The following is a 12,110-nucleotide window of genomic DNA, read 5'->3' on the forward strand; positions in this document are numbered from 1 at the left end:
CGGCACAGTCGTGCTAGCCAGGCAGTCGAGCCTGTCTTGTGAGGTTGCGTTGTATTCGGTGGTGGCGAACGGCCGATCGGATCAGCCATTCGCCCAGTCGATTGGAATCAGGCAGCGATCTGTTCGCGGCCGGCTTCCTGTTCGCGTTCGTACATCTCGGCCAGCGCACGCTTGTACTCGGTCGGGAAGACCTTGACGAAGCGGCGGCGCGCGTTGTTCCAGTCGGCCAGCAGTTCCTTGGCACGCTCGGAGCCGGTGTAGCGGAAGTGCTTTTCCACCAGTGCCTTGAGCAGTTGCTCGTCGAGCACGCGTTCGCCGTTCACCTTGTGCCAGGTCGACGGCGTGTGGGCCTTCTCCTGGTCGGCCGCCGACAGCACGGATTCCAGTGCGACCTGCGCCGTGTTGCAGCGCTTGTCGAACAGGCCGTCTTCGTCATAGACGTAGGCCACGCCGCCCGACATGCCTGCCGCGAAGTTGCGGCCGGTAGCGCCGAGCACGACGACCGTGCCGCCGGTCATGTATTCGCAGCCGTGGTCGCCCGTGCCTTCCACTACCGTGGTGGCGCCGGAGTTGCGCACCGCAAAGCGCTCGCCTGCCACGCCGTTGAAGAACGCCTCACCGGCCAGCGCGCCGTACAGCACGGTGTTGCCGACGATGATGTTGGACGTCGGCTCACCGCGGAACTCGTGCGGCGGGCGCACGATCACGCGGCCGCCCGACAGGCCCTTGCCCACGTAGTCGTTGCCGTCGCCCACCAGATCCAACGTGATGCCGTGCGCCAGGAACGCGCCGAACGACTGGCCGGCCGTGCCCTGCATCTGCACGTGGATCGAATCATCAGGCAGACCTTCGTGGCCATAGCGCTTGGCGACCTCGCCCGACAGCATCGCGCCCACCGTACGGTTGACGTTGCGCACCGGCTGGATGAACGAGACACGCTCGCCCTTCTCCAGCGCAGCCTTGGACTTCTCGATGAGCTGGTGATCCAGCGCACGATCCAGACCGTGGTCCTGCACGTCGACCTGGTAGCACGGTTCGCCTTCCTTCTTCGCCGGCTGGTAGAAGATGCGCGCGAAGTCCAGACCGCGGGCCTTCCAGTGTTCGATACCGGCCTTCGTGTCGAGCAGATCCGCGCGACCGATCAGTTCGTTGAACGTGCGGATGCCCAGTTGCGCCATGATTTCGCGCACTTCCTCGGCCACGAAGAAGAAGTAGTTCACCACGTGCTCGGGCTTGCCCGAGAACTTCTTGCGCAGCACCGGATCCTGCGTCGCCACGCCGACCGGGCAGGTATTCAGGTGGCACTTGCGCATCATGATGCAGCCTTCAACCACCAGCGGGGCGGTCGCAAAGCCGAACTCGTCGGCGCCCAGCAGCGCACCGATCGCGACGTCACGGCCGGTCTTCATCTGGCCGTCGGCCTGCACGCGGATGCGGTTGCGCAGGCCGTTGAGCATCAGCGTCTGCTGCGTCTCGGCCAGGCCCAATTCCCACGGCGTGCCGGCATGCTTGATCGACGACCACGGCGAAGCACCGGTGCCGCCATCATGACCCGCGATCACCACGTGGTCTGCCTTCGCCTTGGCGACACCTGCCGCCACCGTGCCCACGCCCACTTCCGACACCAGCTTGACCGACACGTCCGAACGCGGGTTCACGTTCTTCAGGTCGTGGATGAGCTGCGCCAGGTCTTCAATCGAATAGATGTCGTGGTGCGGCGGCGGCGAGATCAGGCCCACGCCCGGCACTGCGTAACGCAGCTTGCCGATGTAATCCGTCACCTTGTGGCCGGGCAACTGGCCGCCCTCGCCGGGCTTCGCGCCCTGCGCCATCTTGATCTGGATCTGATCGGCCGACGCCAGGTACTCGGCCGTCACGCCAAACCGGCCCGACGCCACCTGCTTGATCTTCGAGCGCAGCGAATCGCCTTCTTGCAGTTCCAGATCGCGCTCGACCACTTCGCGGCCGATCACGTCCGACAGCTTCGTGCCCTGCTTGATGGGAATGCCGCGCAGCTCGTTGCGGTAACGACGCTCGTCTTCACCGCCTTCGCCCGTGTTCGACTTGCCGCCGATGCGGTTCATCGCCACGGCCAGCGTGGTGTGCGCTTCCGTGCTGATCGAACCCAGCGACATGGCGCCCGTGGCAAAGCGCTTGACGATCTCCTTGGCCGGCTCGACTTCTTCCAGCGGAATCGCGCGCGCCGGGTCCACCTTGAACTCGAACAGGCCGCGCAGCGTCATGTGCCGCTTGCTCTGATCGTTGATGAGGTTCGCGTATTCCTTGTACGTCTGGTACGAATTCGCCCGCGTCGCATGTTGCAGCTTGGCGATCGAATCCGGCGTCCACATGTGCTCTTCACCGCGGACGCGGTAGGCGTATTCGCCGCCGGCGTCCAGCATGTTGGCCAGCACCGGCGCATCGCCAAAGGCGTCGCGATGCAAGCGCAGCGCTTCTTCAGCCACCTCGAAGATGCCGATGCCGCCCACGTTGGATGCCGTGCCCTGGAAGTACTTGTCGACCAGTTCACGCGACAGACCGATCGCTTCGAAGATCTGCGCGCCGGTGTACGACATGTACGTCGAGATGCCCATCTTGGACATCACCTTGTGCAGGCCCTTGCCGATCGCCTTGGTGAAGTTGTAGATCGCCTTCTCGGCGGTCAGGCCGAGGCCCGGTGCCAGTTCGGCCAGCGTTTCCATCGCCAGGTACGGGTGCACGGCTTCCGCACCGTAGCCGGCCAGCAGGGCGAAGTGATGCACTTCGCGGGCCGAACCGGTCTCGACGACCAGACCGGTGCTCGTGCGCAGGCCCTTTTCCACCAGGTGATGGTGGATGGCGGACGTAGCCAGCAGCGCCGGAATGGCTGCCTGCTTCTCGTCGACCGCGCGGTCGGACACGATCAGGATGTTGTAGCCCGACTTGACCGCATCGACGGCTTCGGCGCACAGCGAGGCCAGGCGCGCTTCGATACCTTCCTTGCCCCAGGCCACCGGGTAGCAGATGTTCAGCTCGTAAGCCATGAACTTGCCGCCGGTGTAGTGCTCGATGTTGCGGATCTTCGCCATGTCCTTGAAGTCCAGCACGGGCTGGCTCACTTCAAGACGCATCGGCGGGTTGATGTTGTTCAGCTCAAGCAGGTTCGGCTTCGGCCCGATGAACGAGACGAGCGACATCACCACGTTTTCGCGGATCGGGTCGATCGGCGGGTTCGTGACCTGCGCGAACAGTTGCTTGAAGTAGTTGTAGAGCGTCTTGTTCTTGGAGGACAGCACGGCCAGCGGGCTGTCGTTGCCCATGGAGCCGGCGGCTTCTTCACCGTTGGCGGCCATCGGGGCCATCAGGAACTTGACGTCTTCCTGCGTGTAGGCGAAGGCCTGCTGGCGATCCAGCAGCTTGGCGGCCGGCTTGGTCTCTGCCGCCACGTCTTCCGGCTTGGCTTCCAGCTCGTCGAGCTTGATGCGCACGGCGTCGATCCAGCTCTTGTACGGCTTGGCGTTGGCCAGGTTGTCCTTGAGTTCCTTGTCGTCGATGATGCGGCCCTGCTCCATGTCGATCAGGAACATCTTGCCCGGCTGCAGACGCCACTTCTTGACGATGCGCGACTCGGGAATCGGCAGCACGCCGGCTTCGGACGCCATCACGACCATGTCGTCGTCGGTGACGTAATAACGCGCCGGACGCAGGCCGTTACGGTCGAGCGTCGCGCCGATTTGGCGGCCGTCGGTAAAGCAGATGGCGGCGGGGCCGTCCCACGGCTCCATCATTGCAGCGTGGTATTCGTAGAAAGCGCGACGGTTGTCGTCCATCAGCGTGTGCTGTTCCCACGCTTCCGGAATCATCATCATCATCGCCTGGGCCAGCGGATAGCCGGCCATTGTCAGCAGTTCGAGGCAGTTGTCGAACGAAGCCGTATCCGATTGACCCGGATAGATCAGCGGCCACAGCTTCGGCAGATCATCGCCCAGCACCGGCGACGAGATGCCGCCCGTACGCGCGTTGATCCAGTTGACGTTGCCCTTGACGGTGTTGATTTCGCCGTTGTGCGCAACCATGCGGTACGGGTGCGCCAGTTCCCATGCAGGGAACGTGTTGGTCGAGAAACGCTGATGCACCAGCGCCAGCGCCGACACCGTGCGCGGGTCTGCCAGGTCCTGGTAGTAGCGGCCGACCTGTTCGCACAGCAGCAGACCCTTGTAGACGATCGTGCGCGCCGACATCGACGGCACGAAGTATTCCTTGCCGTGCTTGAGCTTGAGCGCCTGGATGGCGTGGCTGGCGGTCTTGCGGATCACGTACAGCTTCCGCTCCAGCGCATCGGTGGTCATGATGTCGCGGCCGCGCCCGATGAAGATCTGGCGGATCACCGGCTCCGTCTTCTGCACCGTGGGCGACATCGGCATGGTCTTGTCGACCGGCACGTCGCGCCAACCCAGCACAACCTGGCCTTCCAGACGCACGGTGCGCTCAAGTTCCTGTTCGCAAGCGAGGCGCGAGGCGTGTTCCTTCGGCAGGAAGATCATGCCGACGCCGTATTCGCCGGCCGGCGGCAGGTTGATGCCCTGCTTGGCCATCTCTTCGCGGAAGAACTGATCGGGAATCTGCAGCAGGATGCCTGCCCCGTCGCCCATCAGCGGGTCGGCACCGACGGCGCCCCGGTGGTCGAGGTTGTGCAGGATGCGCAAGCCTTGCTGGACGATCTCGTGGCTCTTCTTGCCCTTGATGTGGGCGACGAAGCCGACGCCGCAAGCGTCGTGTTCATTGGTCGGGTCGTACAGACCCTGGGCCGACGGCGCCGACGGCGTGATGGGGAAGGAATGTTGTTCCACGGCGATCTTCCGAGGTTGTAGGTGCAACGCGCCGTGGGAGGCCCTCGCGATGGTGCGGATGCGGTGGCAGACAAGCAATGGCGCGCCGCACCATGAATGCGGGGTGAAACGAATATAAAAGAGTGGCCCGTAACAGGCAAAATTTTTTAAATGGGGTCGGAACAAATTAATAAATGCACGACATCAGTGCGGGTTTATTAATGGGGACAGATCAAAATCGGTGCGATTGATGTCGTCTGCATGACGGCGTCGCCGCCCCTATTCGATGCGCGCGCTGCTCTCCGTTCCCACTTCTGCGGTGCGACGAGGCGGCCGCCCCTTGGGCAATGGGGCAACGCGACGGCCTCCGGTGCGCGCCAAGGTAGCGAGAAACGCCTCGTTGCCGAGCGGCCAACCGCTGTGCACATGCTGGCGGATCTGCGTCAGCTGGTCTGAACCCAGACCTTCGTGCCACAACGTCCGGTATCGCGACTGCCGCTCGAACGGCGTGTTGCCAAGCCGCCAATAGCAATAGTGGTCACTCACCCACGGAATGGATTGGATGCCGACGTGGTGACGATACGTGCTCCATCGATCTTCCTCCGGCGTGCTGACGAGGCCTGCGCGTGTGGCGTTCGATTCCACGTACAACAGGATCGGCAGCACCCACTCGGCGGGGTCCAGTACCGTCGAGCGGAAACGCCCTTCCCACAACGTGCCGCTGCGATCCGCCGCAGCGTTGAAGTAGCGCGTATAGCGCCGTCCCACGGCCTGCAGCGTTCGCGAGAGGCTATCCGCCACCTTGGGTGTTCCCACCAGATGGACGTGATTCGGCATCAGCGAAAACCCATGGATGGCGAAGTCATGCTCGCGGGCGGCCATGCGCAGCGTGTCGAGATAGAACGCGTAGTCGTCGTCGCCGCGAAAGACGGTCTGGCGATTGTTGCCGCGCTGCAACACGTGCACCGGGACATCGATTGGACTGAGACGAGGCAGGCGAGCCATGGGAAAAAACAGGGGGAAGAAAAGCACCATCGTAGCCGGAGCTCGCGAATCTGTCCCCAATTTTTAGAGCGCAAACGCTTGCATGACGCTGTCGCGGGGGCGCAACGGCGAAGTTTGCGTACCGTCAAATCGGCGGCCCGATGCGCCATCGACGACCGGCCCAACTTGATCCCAAGCAAATCGGCAAGGCAACTTCCCCGCGAGACTGGCTCCCATCACATCACGAGACAACACGAGAGGGAGCGTTTCATGGCTTTTTACCGCCTAGCCGCAGTCGCCGCAGCCGCCGGCATGTTTGCCGCCGGATTCAGCCCGGCCGCATTTGCGCAGAGCACCGATTTGGCGCCCGCCACTGGCAATTGGATGGTGCGCCTGCGCGCCGTCAACCTGACAGCCGCCAACAAGTCCGATGCAGTGCCGGCGCTTGCCATTCCGGCGGATGCCATTCAGATCAACAACAAGGTTTTGCCTGAGCTGGACATCTCGTACTTCTTTACGCCGCACCTCGCGGCCGAGCTGATCCTGACGTACCCGCAGCAGCACGACGTGACCGTCATGCAAAGTGCGCTGGGCGGCCCGACAAAGATCGGCAATTTCCGCCACCTGCCGCCGATTCTGACGATGCAGTATCACTTCACGCCCGAGTCGCGCTTCAAGCCGTACGTGGGTGCGGGCATCAACTACACGCGCATTTCGAATGTGAATCTGCAGGTGCCGGGCGTTGGCCCGCTCGACCTCAGCAAGAACAGCTTCGGCCCGGCGCTGCAGGTCGGCTTCGACTATCGCCTGACCGAACGCCTCTATTTCAACGTCGACCTGAAGAAGACCTGGATCAGCGCCGACGTGAAGGCGGCCGGCCAGACCATCAGCAAGGTCAAGGTTGACCCGTGGCTGCTGGGCGTCGGCCTGGGCTATCGCTTTTAAGGGAGGACGATCAGCGATCCGACACTGTCCTGATCGACTTTTACCGACGTGCCGCAGGGGCCGTCGACGGCGGGGGCGCTCGTCGGCGGTGGTTGGCGCGTTCGGCCCGGCATGCGTTGGGGCGGCCGGGCATTTTTTTTGGGCGCTCGGTTTAGATCAGTTGCCGGATGTTCGGGGAGGTAGGCAAGCGAGTAGCCGCCCCGCTAGCGCCGTCGCTCAAACTGCATCCACCGCAAAGATGCGGCGATGCTCCTTGATGGCATAGCGATCCGTCATGCCGGCAATGTAATGCGCAATCCAGCGCGGCTGCTCTTCAGGGTTGGCTTTCGCCTGGTATTGCGGCGGCAGCAGACGCGGATCATCCATGAACGCGCCGAACAGATCGTCGATGATGCGGCGCGCCTTGGCCGCCATGCGCATCACGAGGTAATGCCGATACAGGTTATCGAACAGGAAACGCTTGAGCGCCCGCGCCTCTTCGCGCATCGGCTCGGAGAACGCAACGAGCGCCGGCGCGGCACGCACATCGTCGATGCATTGCGGCGCGACTTCAGCGATGCCCGTGCGCGTGGTGCCGATCAGATCGACGATCAGCGCGTTGATGATGCGACGAATGGTTTCGTTGATCAGGCGTCGGCCGCTGACGTCCGGAAATGCCGCCTCGGCTTCGCGCCGATGGATGGCCCACAGCGGCACGTCTTCGAGTTGCTCCAGCGTGATCAGGCCGGAGCGCAGGCCGTCGTCGATATCGTGGTTGTTGTACGCGACCTCATCGGCGAGGTTGGCGAGTTGCGCTTCCAGCGAAGGCTGCTGCCCTTCGAGAAAGCGCCGCCCCAGGTCACCCAGCGTCGCCGCGTTATTGCGGGAACAATGTTTGAGGATGCCCTCGCGCGTTTCGAACGTCAGGTTCAGCCCGTCGAAACCGCCGTAGCGCTCTTCCAGCCGATCGACCACGAGCAGGCTCTGCAGGTTGTGCTCAAACCCGCCGTACGGCTTCATGCAATCGTTGAGCGCATCCTGCCCGGCATGGCCGAACGGCGTGTGGCCCAGATCATGTGCCAACGAAATCGCTTCGACGAGATCCTCGTTCAGGCGCAGGCTGCGCGCGATCGAACGGGCAATCTGCGCGACTTCCAGACTGTGTGTGAGCCGCGTCCGGAACAGGTCGCCCTCGTGATTCACGAAGACCTGCGTCTTGTATTCGAGCCGGCGGAAAGCGGTGCTGTGGATGATGCGATCGCGGTCACGCTGGAACTCGGTGCGCGACGTGGACGGCGGCTCGGCGTGGACGCGGCCGCGCGTCTGCGCCGAATGCGCGGCGTAGGGAGCGAGAGGGCCTTCGAGATCGAACGGCGCGGACGGCACATCAAATCGGTCGTTCATCGGGCCATCTCGTCTTGTCTCAGGCGACGGGCGCCTCGGTCGGCGGTCGCAGCACGGCGTGCTGCAAGGTGGCGCGCAAATCAGCGTCGGGCACCGTGGTCACGAAGGCCTGGCCCAGCTTGCGCAGGAGTACGAACTTGATCTCGCCGGCTTCGGCCTTTTTGTCGACGCGCATCAGGTCGATGAACCGATCAACGCCGAGGTCCGGCGCCACCGTCGGCAAGTTGGCGGCACGCGTCAGCGCAGTGATCCGGTTACGCGTGTCGATATCAATAAAGCCGAGGCGATGCGACAGGTCCGCCGCCATCACCATGCCGCAGCCGACGGCCTCGCCGTGCAGCCATTCGCCATAGCCCAGACCGGCTTCGATGGCGTGGCCAAAGGTGTGACCGAAATTGAGGGTGGCACGCAGACCGGTCTCCCGCTCATCCTGTGCCACGACTGCGGCCTTGATGCGCACCGAACCGCGCACGGCCTCGGTCATCAGGTCGGTGTCGCAGTCGTTGAGGCCCTTGATGTTCTGCTCGATCCAGGCGAAGTAATCGGCATCGGCAATCGCGCCGTGCTTGATGACCTCGGCCATGCCTGCAGCCAGCTCACGCGCCGGCAGCGTGCGCAGCGTATCGATATCGGCCAGCACCGCCTGCGGCTGGTGGAATGCGCCGATCATGTTCTTGCCCAGCGGGTGGTTGATGCCCGTCTTGCCACCCACCGAAGAATCGACCTGCGACAACAGCGTCGTCGGCACCTGGACGAAGGGCACGCCGCGCATGTAGCAGGCGGCGGCAAAGCCCGTCATGTCGCCAATCACGCCGCCACCGAGGGCGATCAGCGTGGTCTTGCGATCTGCGCCTGCGGTCAACAGCGCGTCGAAGATGCGGTTGAGCGTGTCCCACTTCTTGAACGATTCGCCATCAGGCAGCACGACCGTGTCGACCTCCTTGCCGAGCGAACGAATGGCCGCTTCGACCTTGGCCGCATACAACGGTGCGACGGTCTCGTTGGTGACGATCACGGCACGCGCGCTGCGAATGTGGGGGGCAAACAACTCAGCCTTGGACAGCAGCCCCGAGCCGATATGGATCGGATAGGCGCGATCGCCAAGGTCAACATCAACGGTAATCATGACTGAGAGGAGACTTGCGAGGAGGTGGACGAGCCTGCGGGCGGAGCCACAATGCCGGCCACTTCGAGTTGCATCAGGACCATATTAACAAGCTGCGCGACGGTGGGCTTGCCGGTTTCGATGACGAAATGCGCCACGTCACGGTACAGCGGATCGCGGATCGCATGCAGTTCCTCGAGCTTGGCGCGCGGGTTTTCTGTCTGCAGCAGCGGCCGGTTCTTGTCGTGGCGCGTGCGCAGATACAGGTCATGCGGATTGGCGCGCAGGTAGATCACCGTACCGCGTTCGCGCAGGAACGCCCGGTTTTCGGCCCGCAACACGGCACCCCCGCCCGTGGCGATGACCACGCCGTCGCGCGCGGTCAGCTCGTCGATCATGTGGGTTTCGCGATCGCGAAAACCGACCTCGCCTTCGTGCTCGAAAATGACCGGCACCCGCACACCGCAGCGCGCTTCGATCTCATGGTCGGAGTCGAAGAACGGCAGATCGAGCCGACGCGCCACCGCCCGGCCGACCGTGGTCTTGCCCGCGCCCATCAAGCCGACGAAAAATACGTTCGAAACAGACAAAATCGCGTGAAATCAGGAATTTGAGCCTGATTGTAGTGGCATTTGGTCACCATCCTGCACAAACCCCGCCGCAGGACACAAAAAAGCCCGGCGCTCCATTCAGGAGGCCGGGCTTTTTGATCGAAACGCCGCCGTCGGTTACTTCAGCGACAGTTGATCGGAGAGCACACGCGGCGTCAGGAAGACCAGCAACTCGGTGCGGTTGTTGATCTTGTTGGTGCTCTTGAACAGGTTGCCCAGCACCGGAATGTCGCCCAGCAGCGGCACCTTGTTGATGTCGGTCCGCTCATTCTGCGTATAGATACCACCGATCACGACCGTGCCGCCGTTTTCGACCAGCACCTGCGTCTGCACGTGCTTGGTGTCGATGGCGAAGCCGTTGGTGGTCTGGATACCTACGCTGTCCTTGTTGACGTCCACGTCCAGGAAGATGTTGCCGTCCGGCGTGATCTTGGGCGTCACTTCCAGCTTCAGGTTGGCCTTCTTGAACTGCACCGAAGTCGCACCGGAAGACGTCGCTTGTTGGTACGGAATCTCAGTACCTTGCTCGATCAGCGCCTTGATGTTGTCGGCAGTCACGACACGCGGGCTGGAGACGATCTTGCCGCGGCCATCAGCCTCCAGCGCAGACAGCTCCAGCGCCAGGAAGCGGCCGGCACCGGCGTTGAACAGGCTCACGGCCACGCTAGCTGCGTTCACGCCGTTGATGCCATTGGCCGGGAAGCTGATCGCGGGGCTGTTGTCCCACGTGGCGTTTTGCGTCACAGGCGACACCACGTTGGTGTAGGTATTGCCATAACCGGCGCCGTTCGTCTTGGAGGCGAAGCCGAGCTTGGCGCCGAGGTTGCGGCTGAACGTGTCGTCCGCCTCGACGATGCGCGCTTCGATCATCACTTGGCGAACCGGAATGTCGATCTTCAGCAGGAACGCCTGCACTTCCTCCAGCTTGCTCGGGATGTCCGAGACGAACAGCTGATTCGTCCGCGTATCGGCCGTGAGCGAGCCGCGCTTGGACAGGATCCGAGAAGTCGTACCGCCGGCAGCACCACCTGCCCCGCCGGCAGCCCCGGTACCCAGCAGCATGTTGCGCACGTCACCGGCGCTCTGATAGTTCAGGCGGAACACCTGGCTGCGCAGCGGCTCCAGCTCGGTCACTTGCTGTTGCGACTCAAGCTCGGCCTTTTCCTTCGTGGCCAGCTCGCCGCGCGGGGCAACCCACAGCACGTTGCCGTTGCGACGCGACGCCAAGCCCTTCGAATCCAGCACGATCTGCAGTGCCTGATCCCAGGGCACATCTTTCAGACGCAGCGAAAGGGTGCCCGTCACGCTGTCGCTCGTCACGATGTTGAGGTTCGTGAAGTCTGCGAAGACCTGCAGCAACGAACGCACATCGATGTTCTGGAAGTTCAGCGACAGGCGCTCACCGCGGTAGCCCGGGCCGGAAATCAGCTTGTTCGGGTCTTCCTTGGTCGGGCGCACTTCCACGACGAACTGCGTGTCGGTCTGGTACGAGCTGTACTGCCAGTTGCCGCGTGGCTCGATGATCAGGCGAGCGCCGGTGCCGTTGTCGGTCGCGCGCATGGCCTGCACGGGCGTGCCGAAATCGCTCACGTCGTACCGACGGCGCAGCGACTGCGGCAGCGTCGCACCGACGAAGTCCACGACGAGGTTCTGGCCTTGCTGGGCGATGTTGATCGCCGAGTTGGCAGTCGACAGGTCGACCACGACGCGGCCGGCGAGATCCTCGCCGCGGCGGAAATCAACGTTGCGCACCGCCGGGCGCTCGGCGCCTGCGACGGGCGTCGGCGCCGAGAACGTCGGCGCCGCGACAGCCGCGGCCACGGGCGCAGCTTCCAGCGTCAGCACGTACTGGTTACCACGCACTTCCGATTTGTATTGCGTCTGGCGCGCGAGATCGAGCACAACGCGGGTACGGTCGCCAATCTGCACCACGTTCGCCGAACGCAGCAGCTTGCCGCCGTATTGGTAATTGGCGCGGCCCTGCGCGAAGCTGGCCCCGAAGAAGTCGATGGCGATGCGCGCTGGCTGCTGCGTGCTGAACTCCACCGGCTTCTGGGTCGGCGCGCTCTTGAGCGTGACCGTCACCACGGTGGATTCGCCGGCCGTGGCCTGCTCCACCTTTTCGATCGTGTTGCCGGAGACGGCCGCTGCAGGCGCCGCCTGCTGGGCGGCGGCCTGACCGGCCACCATGAACAGGCACAGCGAAAGCCATGCCACCGCGCCCCCCCGGGCCACTCGGGCTGCCTGCGAGAGGCCGCCCTTCACAAGACGCAT

General features: G+C 63.6%; 7 protein-coding genes. 1 reads left to right on the plus strand and 6 read right to left on the minus strand.

Annotated features, from left to right (window positions below):
* Nucleotides 1-107: 107 nt before the first annotated feature.
* Both ABIC76_RS24020 and ABIC76_RS24025 read right to left on the minus strand, forming a co-directional pair.
* Entirely contained in the window at nt 108-4,829 is a 4,722-nt protein-coding gene (locus ABIC76_RS24020; protein WP_316885406.1) for a glutamate synthase-related protein, read from the minus strand.
* A gap of 258 nt (nt 4,830-5,087) precedes the next feature.
* On the minus strand, nt 5,088-5,813 hold the full coding sequence (locus ABIC76_RS24025) for a transposase (protein WP_354535464.1): 726 nt from the start codon (nt 5,811-5,813) through the stop codon (nt 5,088-5,090).
* Between the two features lie 249 nt (nt 5,814-6,062).
* Between ABIC76_RS24025 and ABIC76_RS24030 the strand changes: the two genes are divergently transcribed.
* The gene (locus ABIC76_RS24030) at nt 6,063-6,737 is read left to right on the plus strand and encodes an OmpW/AlkL family protein (RefSeq protein WP_102067442.1); all 675 of its coding nucleotides are present in this window, start codon (nt 6,063-6,065) and stop codon (nt 6,735-6,737) included.
* A gap of 216 nt (nt 6,738-6,953) precedes the next feature.
* On the opposite strand, the gene ABIC76_RS24035 is transcribed toward ABIC76_RS24030, so the two are convergent.
* The 4 genes from ABIC76_RS24035 to pilQ form a co-directional block, all read right to left on the minus strand.
* Nucleotides 6,954-8,120, minus strand: coding sequence for a deoxyguanosinetriphosphate triphosphohydrolase (locus ABIC76_RS24035; RefSeq protein ID WP_354535465.1), 1,167 nt, complete (start codon nt 8,118-8,120; stop codon nt 6,954-6,956).
* Between the two features lie 19 nt (nt 8,121-8,139).
* Nucleotides 8,140-9,246: a 3-dehydroquinate synthase gene (gene aroB / locus ABIC76_RS24040; RefSeq protein WP_354535466.1), complete on the minus strand. Its 1,107-nt coding sequence runs from the start codon at nt 9,244-9,246 to the stop codon at nt 8,140-8,142.
* Nucleotides 9,243-9,815 (minus strand): shikimate kinase, encoded by a 573-nt coding sequence (locus tag ABIC76_RS24045; protein ID WP_027680248.1) that lies wholly within the window; start codon nt 9,813-9,815, stop codon nt 9,243-9,245. Before ABIC76_RS24045 ends, aroB begins: the two co-directional genes overlap by 4 nt.
* A gap of 138 nt (nt 9,816-9,953) precedes the next feature.
* Nucleotides 9,954-12,110 carry a temperature dependent type IV pilus secretin PilQ gene (pilQ, locus tag ABIC76_RS24050; RefSeq protein WP_354535492.1) on the minus strand — a complete coding sequence of 719 codons (2,157 nt, stop codon included), beginning with the start codon at nt 12,108-12,110 and terminating at the stop codon, nt 9,954-9,956.

It is taken from the genome of Ralstonia sp. 1138, assembly GCF_040544795.1.
In the GTDB taxonomy this organism is placed as follows: Bacteria; Pseudomonadota; Gammaproteobacteria; order Burkholderiales; family Burkholderiaceae; genus Ralstonia; species Ralstonia flatus.